13 protein-coding genes, 1 tRNA gene and 2 pseudogenes are annotated in these 16,891 nt (G+C 63.9%); 11 read left to right on the top strand and 5 right to left on the bottom strand.

Annotation, left to right across the window (positions count from 1 at the left end; translation table 11 throughout):
* Positions 1-2 precede the first annotated feature (2 nt).
* A complete protein-coding gene (locus J0J06_RS15160; RefSeq protein ID WP_294043523.1) occupies positions 3-1,229 on the bottom strand; it encodes an efflux RND transporter periplasmic adaptor subunit in 1,227 nt (408 codons plus the stop codon).
* Positions 1,230-1,511: 282 nt separating this feature from the next.
* Between J0J06_RS15160 and J0J06_RS15155 the strand changes: the two genes are divergently transcribed.
* The gene (locus J0J06_RS15155; protein ID WP_294043521.1) at positions 1,512-2,630 is read left to right on the top strand and encodes a glycosidase; all 1,119 of its coding nucleotides are present in this window, start codon (positions 1,512-1,514) and stop codon (positions 2,628-2,630) included.
* A gap of 96 nt (positions 2,631-2,726) precedes the next feature.
* On the opposite strand, the pseudogene J0J06_RS15150 reads toward J0J06_RS15155, so the two are convergent.
* From J0J06_RS15150 to ispH, 3 genes and pseudogenes are all read right to left on the bottom strand, one after another.
* Positions 2,727-3,245, bottom strand: a pseudogene (locus J0J06_RS15150) (coproporphyrinogen III oxidase); the annotation flags it as partial.
* Positions 3,246-3,271: 26 nt separating this feature from the next.
* Positions 3,272-4,159: pseudogene (gene hemC / locus J0J06_RS15145) on the bottom strand (hydroxymethylbilane synthase).
* A complete protein-coding gene (ispH, locus tag J0J06_RS15140) occupies positions 4,156-5,106 on the bottom strand; it encodes a 4-hydroxy-3-methylbut-2-enyl diphosphate reductase (RefSeq protein WP_366931239.1) in 951 nt (316 codons plus the stop codon). The pseudogene hemC and the gene ispH overlap by 4 nt, the downstream one beginning before the upstream one ends.
* A gap of 145 nt (positions 5,107-5,251) precedes the next feature.
* Here ispH and ccmC point away from each other — a divergent pair, with 145 nt between their 5' ends.
* The 8 genes from ccmC to ppsR all read left to right on the top strand — a co-directional run bounded on the left by ccmC (position 5,252) and on the right by ppsR (position 11,835).
* On the top strand, positions 5,252-5,977 hold the full coding sequence (ccmC, locus tag J0J06_RS15135; RefSeq protein ID WP_294043517.1) for a heme ABC transporter permease CcmC: 726 nt from the start codon (positions 5,252-5,254) through the stop codon (positions 5,975-5,977).
* 106 nt (positions 5,978-6,083) lie between these two features.
* Positions 6,084-6,518 carry a cytochrome c maturation protein CcmE gene (gene ccmE, locus J0J06_RS15130; RefSeq protein WP_294043515.1) on the top strand — a complete coding sequence of 145 codons (435 nt, stop codon included), beginning with the start codon at positions 6,084-6,086 and terminating at the stop codon, positions 6,516-6,518.
* Positions 6,515-8,431 carry a heme lyase CcmF/NrfE family subunit gene (locus J0J06_RS15125; RefSeq protein WP_294043513.1) on the top strand — a complete coding sequence of 639 codons (1,917 nt, stop codon included), beginning with the start codon at positions 6,515-6,517 and terminating at the stop codon, positions 8,429-8,431. Before ccmE ends, J0J06_RS15125 begins: the two co-directional genes overlap by 4 nt.
* Complete coding sequence (locus J0J06_RS15120; RefSeq protein WP_294043511.1) at positions 8,428-8,955, top strand: redoxin family protein; 528 nt, start codon at positions 8,428-8,430, stop codon at positions 8,953-8,955. Before J0J06_RS15125 ends, J0J06_RS15120 begins: the two co-directional genes overlap by 4 nt.
* A complete protein-coding gene (locus tag J0J06_RS15115; protein ID WP_294043509.1) occupies positions 8,952-9,356 on the top strand; it encodes a cytochrome c-type biogenesis protein in 405 nt (134 codons plus the stop codon). The genes J0J06_RS15120 and J0J06_RS15115 overlap by 4 nt, the downstream gene beginning before the upstream one ends.
* A complete protein-coding gene (locus tag J0J06_RS15110) occupies positions 9,356-9,997 on the top strand; it encodes a cytochrome C biosynthesis protein (RefSeq protein ID WP_294043507.1) in 642 nt (213 codons plus the stop codon). Before J0J06_RS15115 ends, J0J06_RS15110 begins: the two co-directional genes overlap by 1 nt.
* A 7-nt stretch (positions 9,998-10,004) precedes the next feature.
* A complete protein-coding gene (locus tag J0J06_RS15105; RefSeq protein ID WP_294043505.1) occupies positions 10,005-10,310 on the top strand; it encodes a hypothetical protein in 306 nt (101 codons plus the stop codon).
* A 94-nt stretch (positions 10,311-10,404) separates the two neighbouring features.
* Positions 10,405-11,835 (top strand): transcriptional regulator PpsR, encoded by a 1,431-nt coding sequence (gene ppsR / locus J0J06_RS15100; RefSeq protein WP_294043503.1) that lies wholly within the window; start codon positions 10,405-10,407, stop codon positions 11,833-11,835.
* A 780-nt stretch (positions 11,836-12,615) separates the two neighbouring features.
* Here the strand turns inward: ppsR and J0J06_RS15095 are convergent.
* Positions 12,616-12,690 (bottom strand) — tRNA-Glu (locus tag J0J06_RS15095).
* A gap of 250 nt (positions 12,691-12,940) precedes the next feature.
* On the opposite strand from J0J06_RS15095, the gene J0J06_RS15090 reads away from it, so the two are divergent.
* Together J0J06_RS15090 and J0J06_RS15085 are read left to right on the top strand one after the other, a co-directional pair.
* A complete protein-coding gene (locus tag J0J06_RS15090) occupies positions 12,941-15,190 on the top strand; it encodes a TonB-dependent receptor (protein ID WP_294043501.1) in 2,250 nt (749 codons plus the stop codon).
* Positions 15,191-15,259: 69 nt separating this feature from the next.
* Complete coding sequence (locus J0J06_RS15085; protein WP_294043499.1) at positions 15,260-16,867, top strand: AMP-binding protein; 1,608 nt, start codon at positions 15,260-15,262, stop codon at positions 16,865-16,867.
* The last annotated feature ends 24 nt before the right edge of the window (positions 16,868-16,891 follow it).

The raw sequence follows: 16,891 nt of genomic DNA, 5'->3' as shown, positions 1-16,891 counted from the left end.
GATCAGCCGCCCTTGCGGTTGCCAGTCCCGCCCTGTTGGTTGCCCTTGCCCTTCGGATTCAGGTTCGGTGGGGATCCGGCGGTGACCGGCTTGATGTCGCCGCCCGGCTTCACCTTGCCCACCCCTTCGGTAATGACCTTGTCGCCGGGCTTGAGGCCAGCGGTCACCACCCAGTTCGCGCCCATCGTCCGCGTCGCCGTTACCGCCCGCACCACTGCCTTGTTGTCGGGGCCGACCAGATAGACCTGGGCGTTGCCCTTGGCGTCGCGCGTGACCGCCTGTTGGGGGATCAGGAACGCGCTGGGATCAGTCGCTTGCGCGAAGCTTGCACGGACAAACATTCCGGGCAGCAGCAACCCTTGAGGATTGGGGAAGCGCGCGCGCACCGTGACGGTTCCGGTCGACGGATCGACCACCACTTCGGCGAACTGAACGGTGCCGGCGTAGCCGTAGTCGCTGCCGTCCTCCAGCTTCAGCCGCACTTCGGCGCTGCTTGGGGTCGCGCCGCCGCTGGCGAGCGACTGACGCAGCCTGAGCAAGTCGGCCGAGCTTTGCTGGATGTCGACATAGATCGGGTCGAGCGCGGTGATCGTCGCGAGCGGATCGGTCTGATTGGTGGTGACCAGCGCGCCCTCGGTGAACAGCGATCGCCCGACCTTGCCGCTGATCGGGGCAGGAACGGTGGTGAACCGAAGATTGATCCGCGCGGTGTCGAGCGCGGCGCGGTTCTGATCCACCGCAGCACGCGCGGCGCGGGCGGCGGCGGCGGCGTCGGTATAATCCTGCGCCGCCACGGCCTGCTGGTCGGCGAGCGGCTTGTAGCGGTCGGCCTTGGCGCGCGCGGCCTCAGCATTTGCCTGGGCGCTGGCGAGGTTGGCCGACGCCTGGTTGGCGGCCGCGCGATAGAGGCTGGGGTCGATCTGGTAGAGCGGCTGCCCTTTGCGCACATACGATCCTTCGGCGAAGAAGCGTTTGCGAATGATGCCCGATACCTGAGGGCGGACTTCGGAGGTGGCGAAGGCGTTGGTGCGGCCGGCGAGTTCGGTCACGAGCGGCACCGCCGTCGGTTGCACGACGACATAGCCGACCTCGGGCGTGCCCTGTTGCCCGCGCCGTCCGCCCGTTGCCGAATCGTCGCGCGCGCCGCAGCCCGACAATGCCAGGAGAGCGAGTGATGCGGCGGCGATCAGTGAACGCGCGGATTCTTGCCGCAGTGCAATAGAAACCATGACTGGCTAGTGGTTCCCCGGTTGATGCGTGTCAAACGCGGGTTTGTCGCAAAAGTTGTCACGCGTCTGCGGAAAAAATGTTCCCGGGGGGCGATCGGCATTCACATCGGCATTGCCTTCGCGCCTGACAATTGTCGCCAACCCTGACAATTGTCGCCAACAATGCCCCTGGATGACCGTCCGGGCCAAGCCGAACCGCTCGCGTGTCCATCCGATCCTCGATAGGGAACGAGATCTGCCCACGGAGGTTGGCCGGGCAGCGCCGCGAAAACAGGACGCCTTATGCCATATGCCATCGACCGGCTGGTCTTCGTTCCCGACGATGTCGACCTCGGCCGATCACCGCTGGCCGGGCATATAGGCGAGGAGACCTACGTCCTCGGCGCCTTCAATCCGGGGATGACTCGTCTCGCCACCGGCAATCTGCTGCTGATGGTGCGCGTGGCGGAGGCGTTGCGCCACCCGATCCGCGACGGTCATGTGCGGTCGATCCGCTGGGATGACGGTCGCTATGTGCTAGACGCGTGGCCGCTCGATCAGGTCGATACCGCGGACCCGCGCAAGTTCCGCGTGCTTGGCGGTGGGTGGCCGGTGATGGCGCTGACCTCGCTGTCGTGGCTCTTGCCGGTCGAACTGTCGCCCGACGGGCTCGAGCGGATCGCGATCCATTACGACAAGGCGATCGCGCCGACCGCCAGCTTCCAATGTTACGGCATAGAGGATGCGCGGATCAGCCGGGTCGGCGAGCGGTTGCTGATGACCACCTGTTCGGTCAGCCCGGAGCGCCATTCGACGACGCTCCATAGCTCGGCGAACGGGCTCGACTGGACGTTCGAGGATATCGTGCTCGATCACCAGAACAAGGACATGCTGATCTTCGAAGGGCTGATCGGCGACCAATACTGGGCGCAGACGCGCCCGCTCGGCGACCTCTATTTCGCATATCCGCCGGGTAGCGAGTGGCGCGCGGGACCCGCGATCAACCTGGCGACGTCGCCCGACGGGCATCACTGGAAGCCGTATCGCGAGCCAGGGATCCGGCCGTACAGCGCGACCGTGGCGACCGCGCGGATCGGCGGCGGCGCGCCGCCGACCCTGACCGACGATGGCTGGCTGACGCTATGGCACGGGGTCGAACCTAAGGAGATCGTCGGCATCTATCGAACCTATTGGTCGATCCTCGACCGCGACGATCCGAGCAGGGTGGTGCGGACGAGCCATCATCCGGTTCTCGAGCCAAGCCCGGACCTGACCGTGCCGATCGAGCATCAGATGTACCTACGCGACGTCGTATTCACGACGGGAATCGCCGATGGCGGCGACCATTATGTCGTCGCGTCGGGTGAAGCGGACCTGGCGTGCAGGATCACGCATGTGCCGAAGTCGGTGTTCGGAGTTTAAAGGGGTACGTCGCGAAGGCCGGAGTCTTTGGCGAGGTCGCTCGCGCTTCCCTCACTAAAATGCGCGAAATTCCCGCCTGGGCATTTCGCGTACATGCGCCCATTTGCTGAAGCGTTCGTAATAATCAGCGCCGTGCCGGTCGCAGGCTGCTTTGAGCTCCGCGTGGAAACTGCTGGTATCTTCCTCATAGGGGATAGGCGGGTTGAGGTCGGCGCCACCGCCGAACCAGCGCTTGGTCGTGACGAGGAAACGGCAATTCATGTGCACGGCCGGGACATGCGGATTCGCCATGTGCGCGACCAAGCTGATTCCGGTGGCGAAGAATTGGGGGTCATCCGCGGCACCGTGGATCGACTTTGCGAACTCCCCTTCGAAGGCGCCGCCGACGGTCGAGACGTTCACCCCGACCTTCTCGAACACCTTGCCCTTCAGGACGCCGCGCACGCCGCCGCCGCCCGGCTCGCCGGACGGATCCGCGCGGTTCCATTCGACATAGTCGAACGCGGCGTCGGACCCAGCCTCGCGCTCGATCGCCACGAACTCCGCGCAAATCAAGTCGCGCAAATGTTCGAACCAGCCGCGCGCGGCCGCTTGTTCATCGTCGAGTGGTTTCATTGATCGATCTCTGGGATGGTGTTCATTCAGCCACGACGTCCGGCAGCGAACAGTCGACGGATGCTATCGGGCGCCCGGGCCAGAAGCTTCCCCGCCAACGCCGTCGGATCATTGCCTTCGCCGCCGACGTGCGCGCTGCCGTCCGCCGCCAACAGTTCGGCGCGGATCGATCCGTCAGCGCTCGCGAGGGCGGCGACAGGGGAATGGCAATCGGCATGCAGCGCGGCTAGCTAGGCGCGTTCAGCTCCTTCGCTGGCGTGCGTCGGCGCGTGGTCGAGGGCGGCGACCAGCGCGCAGCACTTGGCGTCGGCTCGGCGCGCCTCGATACCGACAGCGCCCTGCGCCGGCGCGGGCAGCATCACCTCGATCGGGATCGCGACACCAACGTCGGGTCTGCCCAGCCGATCCAATCCCGCAGCAGCGAGCAGCGTCGCTTGCGCCTCTCCCGCCGCCAGCTTGTCGACCCGTGTGTCGACGTTGCCGCGGAACTGCACGATTTTCAGGTCGGGGCGAAGCCGCAACAATTGCGCCGCGCGGCGCGGCGAGCTGGTGCCGACGGTGGCTCATTGCGGTAGTTCGGCGACTGACGCCGCACCGATGATCCGGTCGCGCACGTCGGCGCGCGGCAGAATGGCGGCGATCACGATTTCCGTCGGACGGATCGTCTCGACATCCTTCATCGAGTGGACCGCAATGTCGATCTCGTCGTCCAGCAGCGCGCGGTCGAGTTCCTTGGTCCACAATGCCTTGCCGCCGATCTCGGCAAGCGGCCGGTCCTGGACCTTGTCGCCCGTCGTCTTGATGACATGGATTTTGACCTCGACGCGGTGCGCCGCAATCAGCCCGTCGCGCACCATGTGCGCCTGAGCAATTGCGAGCGGCGATCCTCGAGTGCCGAGCCGGATGACCTTCAAGCAATCGCGCTCGCGGTAGAGGCGCGCGGGCGAACCATTGGCGGCAAGTTGAATTCGAGCGTCTCCTCGACGCCGTCGAGCTCCGACACGCTAACCGCGCGCCACTGCCCGATCGCCGCGATTACGCCGTCAATCAAATCGTCGGGCGCCGACGCCCCGGCCGCGAGCCCGATCGTCGTGGCGCCGTGAAGCCACGCCGGATCGAGTCCGTCGCCGTCGTCTATCAGGTAACTGGGTATGCCGGTGTCCGTGCCGATCTCTCGAAGCCGGTTTGAATTCGAGCTATTCGCAGCGCCGACGACAATCAGCAGGTCACTGACGCGGGCGAGGTCACGAACCGCATTCTGGCGATTCTGCGTCGCATAACAAATGTCCGAAAGTTGGGGGCCTATCGGATCGGCGAACCGAGCGTTCAACGCAGCGATGATTTCGCGCGTGTCGTCAACGCTCAGCGTTGTCTGTGTGACATGGGCGATGGGCGTTTTTTCGGACAGCGGCAGCGCGGCGACGTCCTCCACGGTCGAAACCAAGTGAACTTGCCCCTCGATCTGACCCAGGGTTCCTTCGACCTCGGGATGACCGGCATGGCCGATTAGCACCACGACCCGTCCCGCTCTGGTGTAGCGCCGCGCCTGGAGATGCACTTTCGCCACCAGGGGGCAGGTGGCGTCGACCACGGGCAGCCCGCGCGCGCGGGCTTCGTTTTCGACGGAGCGGGACACGCCGTGTGCGCTGAAAATTGTCACCGCCCCGTCCGGCACTTCGGATAATTCCTTGACGAATGTCGCGCCCTTGGCGCGCAGGCGGTCGACGACATGGCGATTATGGACGATTTCATGACGCACAAAAACGGGATTGCTATCGCGTTCCAGCGCGCGTTCAACGATTTCGATTGCACGCCGGACGCCCGCGCAAAACCCGCGGGGCTTGGCCAAGACGACGTGCAATCGTTGTTGCGGCATCGCCTCCCCCTTCGGCGTTCGTGTCGATTCGGATGATTATCCGCAGATCACAAAGTGTCAAATCTGCCTGACACATTTATGTTTGGACAGGGCATGGATTATGCGGCCGATGTTGGATATTGACGTGAAAATGGCCAGTTTGCATGCCTTCGCCAATCCGGTTCGTTTCCTGAAAATCGCTCGGCCTTTGACCCCGGTCTTTTTCTGGCTGGGCGTCGCGCTGACGGCGTTCGGATGCTGGGCGGGATTGACGTTGACTCCGCCCGATTATCTGCAAGGCGAAAGCGTGCGGATCCTCTACATTCATGTTCCGACCGCTTGGCTCGGCATGGGCGGGTGGAGCGGGATTGCGGTTTCGTCGATCGTGTATCTCGTGTGGCGGCACCCGCTGGCGCGGGTCGCGGCGCGAGCGATCGCCTTGCCGGGCGCGCTGTTCGCGTTCCTGTGTCTGGCGACCGGATCTATCTGGGGGCGGCCGACCTGGGGGACGTGGTGGCAATGGGACGGGCGGCTGACGTCGATGCTGCTGCTGTTCTTCGTCTACCTCGCCTACATGGCGCTGGCTCGCGCCGACGCCGAGCAGGGCGGCGACGGACGCGTGCCGGCGATTTATGGCGTGGCGGGGACGGTGCTGCTGCCGATCATCCGATATTCGGTGGTGTGGTGGAATACGCTGCATCAGGGCGAGAGCATCGGGCTGACCAGTTCGAGCATCGATAGCTCGATGCTGTGGCCGCTGTGGTTCACGCTTGGCGGCTTCACCTTCATCTTCGCCGCCGTCGTGCTGATGCGGATGCGGACGATCCTGGCTTCGACCAAAGCCGAGGCGAGGATGCGCCGGATGGCGGCGGCATGAACGGCTGGCCGTTTGTCATCGCCGCCTATGCCCTGACATTGCTCGCCGGGGCGGGGCTTGCGCTAGCCAGCTGGCTGGCGATGCGCGCTGCGGAGAAGCGGTTGCCGTGAAAGCGAAGAACCAGCGGCTGATGCTCGCCGCGCTTGCCATGATCGCCGTAGTCGCCGCGGGCCTGCTCGCGCTGTCGGCGTTGAAGGACCAGGCCGCGTTTTTCTACGCTCCATCGGACGTGAAGAAGGACGGCCTGCCGCTCGGCAAGGCCGTTCGTCTCGGCGGGATGGTCGTAGCCGGGTCGATCAAGCGCGCCGCGGACGGGGTTACCTTAAGGTTCGCCGTAACCGACGGCCAGGCAACCACGCCGGTAACCTTTCGCGGGATCGCACCCGATCTATTCCGCGAAAAATCGGGCGTCGTTGCCGAGGGGCAATTCCAGCCGGACGGCGGCTTCGTTGCGACCAATCTGCTCGCCAAACATGACGAGAAGTACATGCCGCCCGAGCTGGCCGGCAAGATGCACGAGACCAAGAGCTTGAAGCAGTGATAGCCGAAGGGGGGCTCGCCGCTTTATGGTTTGCTGCCGCTTTGGCCGCGCTGCAGCTGGCCATGGCGGCGATTGGCATCCCCAAGAACCGTGATGACGTCATGGCGGCGGTACGCCCGATCGCATTGGTCCAGGGGCTGCTTGCGCTTGTCGCGATGGGCTGCCTCATAGCGGTGTTTCTCCGCAGCGATACGTCGGTGCTTCTCGTTGCGGAAAACAGTCATTCGGCCAAACCCTGGCTCTACAAGTTTGCCGGCGCTTGGGGCAACCACGAGGGCTCGATGCTCCTCTGGGTGACGATCTTGGGGCTGGCCGGCGCCATGGTGGCGTTACTCGAACGGCGATTGCCAAAGGCGACCCTGACCGCGACCTTGGGCGCGCAGGCGTCGATCGCCCTAGGCTTCTATGCCTTTTTGCTCTTCGCCTCCAATCCGTTCGCCCGCCTCGACCCGGCGCCGATCGACGGCAATGGGCTAAATCCGCTGCTCCAGGACACCGGCTTGGCCTTCCACCCGCCGACGCTCTATATCGGCTATGTCGGGTTGTCGGTCGCGTTCAGCTTCGCGGTCGGCGCGCTGGTGACGCGCGATGTCGGGCCGGCGTTTGCCCGCGCAATGCGACCGTGGATATTGGGCGCGTGGATTTTCCTGACGCTGGGCATCACCGCGGGCAGCTACTGGGCCTATTACGAACTCGGCTGGGGCGGGTGGTGGTTCTGGGACCCGGTCGAAAATGCATCGCTGATGCCGTGGCTGGCGGCGACCGCCTTGCTTCATTCGGTGACCGTATTGGCGACGCGCGATGGCTTGCGTGCGTGGACCGTGATGCTCGCAGTGGTCGCCTTTTCGATGAGCATGATCGGCACCTTCCTGGTGCGGTCGGGCATCTTGACCAGCGTCCACGCCTTCGCGGTCGATCCGACGCGCGGCGCATTCATCCTGGTTCTACTGGCTATCTATATCGGCGGGGCGCTAGCGCTGTTCGGTCTGCGCGTGGGAACGGTGCGAGCGGGCAATACCTTCGATCCCATCAGCCGCGAAGGTGCGCTGGTCGCCAACAACCTTCTGCTGACGGTAATCCTCGCGCTCGTGCTGATCGGCACGCTTTATCCAATCGTCGCGGCGGGATTCGGGGTGCAGTTGTCGGTCGGTCCGCCGTTCTTCGACAAGACGATCGGTCCTATCGCGCTGATCCTGGCAGCGATCATGGCGGCGGGGCCGCTGCTGCGCTGGCGCCGCGATGACGGCAAGGCCCTGATTGGCCGAATGTTTGTGCCGGTGGCGATCGCGGCGGTCATACTCTTGCTGTTCGCCGTCTTTGGCGGGGGTATCGGGATCCTGCCGCTGGCGGGTCTGTCGCTGTCGGCGGGCTTGGCGGCGGCAAGTGTTGCGCCATTGTGGAAGCGCAACCTGCGTCGCACGCCGTTGTTCATTTACGGCATGGTCGTCGCGCATCTCGGTATAGCGGTCAGCCTGGCAGGGATGGCGAGCGACAGTGCATTCACCAAGGAGAAGCTGGTCGCGGCCAAGATCGGGGAACCGTACAAAGTCGGTCCGTACGCAGTGACGCTAAATGGCATCGCGCCGCGCGTCGGGCCGAACTGGTCGGCGCTGGAGGCGCAACTCAGCGTGCGGCGCGGCGTCGGCGCCGCGATGATCTTGCGGCCGCAGTCGCGCTTCTTCTCGGATCCGGTAACGGTCACCAGCGAGTCGGCGATCGCCACGCGGTTGGATGGGCAGCTTTACACCGTGCTCGGCCAGCCCGACGAAGCGGGGCGGTGGCAATTGCGATTGTGGTGGAAGCCGTTCGTGACGTTCATCTGGTTGGGCGGCGCGCTGATCGCGCTCGGCGGTGCCTTGTCGCTGCTGGGGCGCTGGTCACGCGAGCGGCGGCCCGAAAGGGCGCTCATATGAAGCGCTGGTTATTTTGGGTGCCGCTGCTGGTCTTTGTGCTGGTGATCGGCCTCGCTGCGGGCGGTCTTTTCCGGCCCGCCGACCGCGCCGTGAAGTCGGCGCTGGTCGGCAAGGCGTTGCCCAATTTCACCCTCCCGGCGATCCTGCCCGACAAACCCGCCCTGGCTAGCGCGTCGTTCAACGACGGTCAGCCGCGGCTGATCAACGTGTTCGCGAGCTGGTGCGTGCCATGCGCAGCCGAAGCCCCGCAACTGGCGAAGCTCAAGCAGGCCGGCGTGCGCATTCAAGGCATCGCGATTCGTGACACAGGCCCGGCGATCAAGGAATTTCTATCCCGCAACGGCGATCCGTATGAGGCGATCGGCAGCGATCCCGAATCGAGCGTCCAGTTCGCCCTCGGTTCGTCGGGCGTGCCCGAAAGCTTCGTGATCGACGGCCGCGGGAAGATCGTGCTTCAGCATATCGGCGATATCCGCGCGGAGGATGTGCCGTCGATCATCGCCGCCGTGCGGGGTGCGCGATGAAGCGTTGGCTGGCGCTTTGTGGGTTGTTCGTGGCGATACCTGCCCTGGCGGATAGCAATCTGCCGCCCGCGCGCTACGCCAACGTCCAACTCGCCGACCCCGCCAAAGAGGCGAAGGCGCGCGCACTCATGGAGGAACTGCGCTGCCTGGTCTGCCAGGGCCAGTCGATTGCCGACAGCAGCGCGGAAATGGCGGGCGACATGCGATCGCTGGTGCGCACGCGCATCGCCGCCGGGGAAAGCCCCGAAAGTATCCGGGCCTGGCTGATCAAGAGTTATGGCGACTACGTCACTTACGATCCGCCGATGAGCGCGGTCACCGCGCCGCTGTGGATCGCGCCGGTCGTATTGCTTTTGGTCGGCGGCCTGATCGCACGACGCAGCCTGAAACGCCGCCGCTGATGGGCTGGATTTTGCTCCTCCTGATTGGCTGCGCGTCGATTACCGTGCTTTGGTTCGCCGGATTGGCGCGCGGGCTTTGGATGTTCGTCGCGTCCGCATTGATGCTGGGGGCGGCAGGCTATGCCTGGCAGCAGCGGGCGACGCTCCCCGGCCATCCCGTCGAAGCCGATTCGAAACCTGTCGAGATCGAGGGTGGCCTGGTTGCGTTCCGCGAAGCGATCATGCCTGGCAAGCCGGGCGACGCGCGTATCCTGACCGCGGCCGACGATAAACTGCGCGAGGGCAATACCGAGGCGGCCGTGCAAGTGATGCTCGACGCGATCGCGCGCGATCCTGGCGATGCGGTTTTGTGGGCCGGGCTCGGCAGCGCGGTCGCGACCCATGACGGCGGTCAGCTGTCGCCGACCGCGCTGTTCGCGTTTCGCCGCGCGATGGCGCTGGGTCCAGACCAACCCGGACCGCCTTTCTATCTCGGCATGGCCTATGCCCAGACCGGCGACTTGGCGACGGCCAAAATATCGTGGCTCCGCGCCCTGGCTCTCACACCGCGCGACGCGCCGTATCGCATCGATATCGCCGAGCAACTGGCGATGATCGATCAGTTCCAGGCGATGAACGCCAACGCGCCCCAAAAACGGTAGGGATTGGATGCCCGGGGATCAGCACAATTTCGGCACCGTGGTGATCGACGAGGTGTTCAGACTCGACGGCTGGGTCACCGACGGGCTGAGCGATGTCGAGACTTCCGACCTGCTCCAACGAGCGGCGGATGACTGGTTCGATATCGTCGGATTGACGATCAGTTGCGACTGCCATATCGCGACCCTGCCTTCGGTCATCGCGGCCTTGCGGAATGTTTCGCGCAATTCCTGGCTGTGCATAATGGTCGGGCACAGGGTTTTTAAAGCTGACCCTGAGCTTGCTGCGCAATCCGGTGCCGATGGTACCGCGTGATGCAAAGGTGGCGCTGCCGGTTGCGGCTGAGCTCATGCGCGAACGCGAATGGGAGGCAGCCGCCAACAGTTGATGTGGAGTGCGACGCTCGTCGATGAACAAGCCTATCGCCCCGTCCCGGCAAACGGTTTTCAAGGATCCCGACGCCATCCCGGGGCCGTTAACGGCGAATGTCGCCGCATCGTTATTGGCCGCTGTCGGTGATGTGACGTTCATCCTGTCGGCTGCGGGCAAGATTCTCGACGTCGCGGTTCCGCAGGGCGACCTCGCTAATCATGGGTTTGGCGACTGGGTCGGCGAAGCATGGATCGACACCATGACGGTCGAAAGCCGACCGACGGCCACCGAGATGCTGGCCGATGCAACGGGCGCCACGCCGCCGCGCTGGCGCCAGGTCAACCATCCGGCCGCCGGTGGCGACGTCCCCGTTCGGTATCTGGTAATGGCGCTCGGAGAACAAGACCGACTGATCGCGATCGGTCGCGACATGCGCGGGGTGGCCGCGGTGCAGCAGCGTCTGTTGCAGACTCAGCAATCGCTCGAACGAGATTATATTCGCCTGCGCCAAGCGGAAACGCGGTATCGTCTTCTGTTCGATATGGCGTCGGAAGCGGTCTTGATCGTAGACCCCGAAGCGCGTCGCATTCGTGAGGCGAACCCGGCGGCGCATCGGCTGCTCGAAGCGGTCGAGGGTTCGCTCATCGGCGCTCCGGTCAACTCAATCGTCGAGCCTAACCAGCGTGACGATTTCGTTGCTCATCTCGGCGGTGCGGAAGCGGCCGACGATCTGGCGCCCATCGTATTGCGGCTGGCCGATCGGCGCGGCGACGCGAAGATTTCGGCCAGGTTATTCCGTCAGGCACGGATGCCATTGCTGATCGTTCGCCTCGAGCCCGCCGATGGCGCGATTTCGGGTCATCGTTTCGACTCGACGCTCGGAGAGGTCGTCGAACGGATGCCCGACTCCTTCGTCCTGGTGGACCGGGATCTCAACATCATTGCCGCCAACGCGTCATTCTTGGATTTGGCAGAGGTCTCGTCAATTGAGCGCTTGATCGGCGTTGGGCTCGGTACGTGGCTTGGCAGGCCGGGTATAGATCTGGAGTTGATCGTCAGTCAGCTGCGCGAGCATGGCTCAGTCCGCAATGTCTCCACCATCATGCGCGGCGAGGCCGGCACGCGAGAAGAGATCGAGATTTCGGGTGTTGTCGCACCCGGGGACGAGGGGGACTGTTACGGCTTCACCATCCGCAACGTCGGTCGCCGCTTGCGCGGCGCGCCGATAGGCCCGCGCGATGTCCCGCGGTCCGTTGAACAACTTACCGAATTGGTCGGCCGGATGTCGCTCAAGGAAATCGTGCGCGAGAGCACTGACCTTATCGAACGGCTCTGCATCGAGGCCGCGCTGGCCTATACGTCGGACAATCGCGCCTCGGCCGCCGAGGTCCTTGGGGTCAGTCGGCAAAGCCTGTACTCCAAGCTCCACCGCCACGGTCTTGGCAATCTGGTTTCGGGCGACAGCTAAGCCGCAAAGGCGCTTGGTGATCGTCAATTTTATTTGACGCTGTTTGGCGTCAAGCTAGTCTTCGAGCCATGGACGGTGCGAGCGCCCTCCATGTTGCGACGCCGGTTCCTGCTCCCCCGCGACATACTCGAGCTGCTCACGCCGGTAGCTTGGTTTCCCCCGATCTGGGCGTTCGCCTGCGGCGTTGTTTCGTCAGGCATATCCCCGGCCGACCGTTGGCCATTCATCATCGCCGGCATCTTGCTCACGGGCCCGCTGGTCTGTGGCACCAGCCAGGCGGTCAACGACTGGTTCGATCGCCATGTAGATGCGGTCAACGAGCCTGGCCGACCTATAGCGGCCCGGGGGCGGTGCTGCTGGGGTTGCTGCTTAAGCAGTGGTTGCGGTGTCAGTAGGGATTGCGTCGGCGGAACTCGTATCTTCGGCTTCCTTGGAACACGCGGCCAACGCGAGTGCGGAGGCTACGACGCAAAGCGTCACTTTTCCTAGACGGGCGGTCGATCCTGAATGCATCATTCCTCATACCTCTCCATTTACATACTCAAGCGGCGCGGCGTCATTCCGTTAGCGCAACCGTCCAATAAACTTTACGTTCCGCGTCATCCAGCAAAATATTCACTGTGAGAAGCCGTCGAGAGAAACTCCCGCGGGCAGCGGCAGAGGAAGCGAGTGATTCGACTGTACGAGCCAGTCCAGCAAAATCCGAGAATGGTTTCTGGAAAAATTCTGGACAAAAACCCAGAATGGGCAGGCGTCAGCCGCGTAAGTCATTGATTTTATTGGTGACCCCTACGGGAATCGAACCCGTGTTTCAGCCGTGAGAGGGCCGCGTCCTAACCGCTAGACGAAGGGGCCATAAAGCGGGACGCGGCGCAGTAGGGCCGTGGGGGCGGGGCGTCAAGCAGGTTGCGCGCGTCCGACCGTGGCCTATCGTTCGGAGTCGCCGCCCGCGCCTCAGGGGGCCAAATCATAACGCCCCTCGTCGACGGTATCGCCAACTCATTCACTCTGAGTATAATTAGTATTGATCCCAGCGCTGATTTGGCGCAGTTTGCGGCGATCGGCGCCGGAGAGCGCTGGCATGATAGTGGCAGGGAGAGGTGCTATGAAAGCTTCTACATGGTGGGTGGGCGTGTCGTTGGCGGCGATGGCATGGGGCGCGCCTGCGATGGCGCAGACCGCGGCCCCGCAGTCGAGCGCAAGCGATCCGGCGACAACCGACGACGAGAACGACATCATTGTCACTGCGACGCGCCGTGCGGAGAACCTGATGACCTCGCCGATTTCGGCGTCCGTGCTGACCGGGACCGATCTCGGCAACAAGGGCGTGACCAACGTCGATGCGTTGCAGTTCGCGATGCCGTCGGTGGTCGTGAACAATTTCGGCCAGGGCAACGATTTCAACGTCCGCGGTATCGGCAAGGCCGAGCACAACACGCAGACGACGACGGGCGTGATCACCTATCGCGACGGCGTCCCGACCTTCCCGGGCTATTTCCAGATGGAGCCCTATTACGACGTCGCCAACATCCAGGTGCTGCGTGGGCCGCAGGGAACGATCGTCGGCCAGAACGCCACGGGGGGCGCGGTGTTCGTCAACACCAACGATCCGATCGTGGGCGGCGGCATGAATGGTTACGTCAACGCCAATTACGGCAACTACAACGATTTCGGATTCCAGGGCGCAGTCAACATCCCGATCAGCGACACCTTTGCCGCGCGCGTTGCCGGCTTCGCGCAGCGCCGGGACAGCTTCTTCAAGACTCACGGGGCGGGCGGCACGACCTATCCGTACGACAGCGGCAAGATGGGCTATCTCGCCGGACGGGTTAGTTTTCTGTGGAAGCCGAGCGCCAATTTCTCGGCATTGTGGAAAACCGACCTCGATTATCTCGATTCGGGAGCCTATCCGGCGTCGCCGTTCTGGCAACACAGCGACCTGTATCCCACGCTGAAGCGCGATCTTTACAATATCGAGCTCAACGCGCCGCAAGATGCGCGCGACAAGTTCGTCCGCTCGATCCTGAAACTGGAATATAACACGTCCGGGGGCGTCAAGTTCCGCTCGATCACGGGGTATCAGACCGGCAATACGATGTATCGCGCCGATCTGGACGGCACGGCGTCCAACGTGGTCGATCCCACGACGGGCACGGTGAAGAACTGGTCGTTCTACGACACCGTGAACGAGAAGCAGTTCAGCCAGGAATTCAACATCATCTCCCCCGACAATCAGCGATTCACCTGGCTGGTCGGCGCATTCGGGATGTGGAACACCTATTTCTTCCCAAGGCCGCTCAGCAACTTCTCGATCAACGTCTGCTATCCAGTCACGACGGTGCCGGCCTGCCTCTACCAACTCGCGGGCCGTAACCCGGAACGAAGCCTGGCGGCTTTTGGGCAGATCGGGTTCCAGATCACGCCCAATCTGAAGATCGAACTCGGCGGGCGCTACACGGCCAGCCGGTCGACCAATTATGTCGACGTGATGCAATACGGCACGCCGATCAGCCAGACGCAGACGGTGAAGTCGGACAATTTCTCATATAAGGCGTCGATCGGCTGGAAGGTCACCGGCGACCAGTATCTCTACGGTTTCGTTGCGACCGGTTTCCGCCCCGGAGGCCTCAACGTGCCGGTGGGCCTTGGTAACCCGGCGCCGTTCGAACCGGAAAAGGTGACGTCGTTCGAAGGCGGTTGGAAGGGGAACTGGGCGGGCGGCCATGTCCGCACGACGATCAACGGCTTCTACAATGACTATCGCAATTTCCAGGTCATCATCGGCTATCCGACCTTCCCGACTTTCGGAATCGAGCTGAACGTCCCGAATTCGACCAAGATATACGGCTTCGAAGCAGAGGCCGATGTCAGCGTGGGCGGGTTCAAATTCGGCGCGGGCATCAACGTGCTGCACAGCGAACTCGGCCAGTTCTATGCCAGCGATCCGCGCATCGCCGCCACCGGCGCGTGCAACCCGGCAACTGGCGGAACGCCCGCCGCTACCAACTGTATCAACCTGAAGGGTCGGCGTCAGACCTATGCGCCCAACCTGACCTTCAACCTGAGTGGCGAATATTCGTTCAAGATGCCGAGCGGCGACACGATCACGCCGCGTGCCAATTTCGGCTATGTCGGCGATCAGTGGGCGACCCTGTTCCAGAATGTCAGTCGCGGCGACAAGCTCGACGCGCGCAAGATCCTGAACGCTCAACTTGCCTGGACACACAAGACGCTGACGATCACGGCCTACGGCACCAACCTGACCAACCAGCACTACGTCGCGGCGCTCAACAGTGGCCTGTATTTCGCGGGAACCCCACGCCAATACGGCATCAAGGTTCTCAAGGTCTTTTGATCCTCTCCCGGTCGCCGTTCCTGCCGGGACGGCGACCGGCTTCTTTCGTGGCAACTGTTTGAAAGTGGCATGCAGCGTTACGACCTGACCATCGACAAGTTTTTCGATCACGCGGCCAAGTGGTTCGCCGGTGTCGATGTGATCGAAGCCGATGGTGGCAAGGTCGTCCGGCGTGACGGCTATGCGGAGATTCACGCGAGGGCCAATCTCCTGTCCGGGGCGCTGCTGGCGCTCGGGCTGGAGCCGGGGGACCGGGTCGGCACGCTTGCCTGGAACACGCAGGAGCATTTCGAGACCTATTACGCGACGATGGGCGTGGGGCTGGTGTGCCACACGCTCAACCCGCGGCTGACCGTCGCTCACCTCTCTGCGATCGTCGGCGAAGCCGCCGACCGCGTGCTGGTGGCGTCGGCTAATCTCGCCCCGCTGCTCGCCGAACTCCTGCCGCTTTGTCCGGCGGTCGAGCATGTCGTCCTGATCGATGATGGTGCGGAGGCGGCCGCGGCCGGACTGGATGTCGCGCCGCGGGTCTGGACTCATCGCGCGCTGGTGACGGCGCACGGCGCGCTGACGCCCTGGGGCGCGTTCGGCGAGGATGCGCCGGCCGGACTCTGCTACACGTCGGGCACGACCGGACAGCCCAAGGGTGTCGTCTACACGCATCGGTCGAACTACCTTCATACGTTGCGCGCGCTCCAGGCGGACGCGCTCGCGCTGACCGGTCGCGACACCGTCCTGCTCGGCGTGCCGATGTTCCACGCCAATGCCTGGGGTGTGCCGTTCGCCGCGCCGGCGGCGGGTGCGCGGCTGGTGCTTCCGGGGCGGCAGACCGACGGTGCGAGCCTAGCGGCGCTGATGCGTGCCGAACGCGTGACCGTTGCGGTCGGCGTCCAGACCCTTTGGCTCGGGGTGGTCGATCATCTCGACGCGGCGGGCGGCGATCTGCCCGATCTCGAGCGCGTGCTGATCGGGGGATCAAGCTGTCCCGAGGCGCTGATCCGGCGGTTCGAGCAACGCCTGGGTGTCACCGTCCAGACCAGTTGGGGAATGACCGAGCTTTCGCCGATGGGAACGATCGCGCCGCCCGGGCTGTCGGCGTCGGCCGAGCAGGGATCGGGCCGCCCGCTGATGGGCATCGACCTGAAGCTGACCGATGCGGAGGGCAGGGCGCTCTCCGAACAGCGCGGGGTGGAGGGGCACCTAAAGGTCAAAGGACCAAGTGTGATCGACCGCTATTTCGGCGCCGACGCGGACGTTCTGGATGACGAAGGCTATTTCGATACCGGCGACCTGGCGGTGATCGACGACGCGGGCAATCTGACGATCGCCGGACGATCTAAGGATTTGATCAAGTCGGGCGGGGAGTGGATCAACCCGAACGAGATCGAAGCGATCATAGGCACCGATCCTGCGGTGGGGCTGGTCGCGGTGATCGGGCGCGACGATCCGAAATGGGGGGAGCGGCCCGTGTTGATGGTCGAGCCGCGGCGCGATCACGAAGTCGATCCCGCGGTGCTGCGCGCCAGCCTACGAGGCCGAATTGCCGATTGGTGGCTGCCCGACGAGATCGTCGTGGTGCCCGCAATGCCACTCGCCGCTTCAGGAAAGATTGACAAGAATCGGCTCCGTGCAGATTACGCTAAGGGAAGGTACAGCGCCGAACGGGTCGGCCGATGAACAGCTGGACGGATCGATGCCGGC

The sequence above is a fragment of the Sphingomonas sp. genome, assembly GCF_017304615.1.
Classification (GTDB): domain Bacteria; phylum Pseudomonadota; class Alphaproteobacteria; order Sphingomonadales; family Sphingomonadaceae; genus Sphingomonas.
Note: the sequence above shows the minus strand (reverse complement) of the source record. Positions and strands in the feature narration are given on the sequence as shown.